Genomic DNA, 665 nt, shown 5'->3' with positions numbered 1-665 from the left:
CCGTATAGACGAGAATCAGCCCCAGGTGCGTGTTCACAAGGTCGGTTGCCACCATGATATTGAGAATACCAATCGTGCCGAGGCGGATGGGAATCATAATCCCGAGCGCCAAATACAAACCCAACAGTGTGTTGCCGCGAAACTTATATTCGGACAGGGCAAAAGCCGCCATCGCGCCGAACAGCAGCACGCAGAACAGCGCACCGCAGGTAATAATGAGACTATTGCCGAAATAGCCGACGAAATCGCCCTTGCTCAGCACGGTGGTAAAGCCGATGAGATCAAAGGTTTTTGGCGTCGGCAGCGCCATTGGGGCCGCGAAAATCGCCGACCGCGACTTCATCGAGTTCATAATCACCAGCACCACTGGGGCGAGGCAGATCAGCGTATAGAGCCCCAACGCCAAATGCATCAGCACGGGGGTTAAAGGCGACGAGCGGGCCTTGTTCATCGAAACCCCTAGAATTGATAGCGCCGCATGCGCCGCTGAATGACGAAGAGATAGAGCATGACGCCCGCCAGAATGATGAAGAACATCATCGCCGCAATCGTCGCCCCCATTGCCTGATCGCCCAACTGCAACTGAAAGCCGAAGAAGGTGCGATACAGGTAAGTGCCGAGTAGATCGGTGGAGAAATTCGGCCCCGCCAGCGCGCCTTGCACTG

The 665-nt window shown here is 55.8% G+C and carries 2 pseudogenes; both read right to left on the bottom strand.

What is annotated here, in order from left to right:
- A pseudogene (locus tag VZ95_RS20120) lies at nt 1–451 on the bottom strand (carbohydrate ABC transporter permease); the annotation flags it as partial.
- An 8-nt stretch (nt 452–459) separates the two neighbouring features.
- Nucleotides 460–665 (bottom strand): annotated as a pseudogene (locus VZ95_RS20115) (sugar ABC transporter permease); the annotation flags it as partial.

Source organism: Elstera litoralis, from assembly GCF_000963705.1.
Lineage (GTDB): Bacteria > Pseudomonadota > Alphaproteobacteria > Elsterales > Elsteraceae > Elstera > Elstera litoralis.
This window is presented reverse-complemented; position numbering and strand designations above follow the sequence as displayed.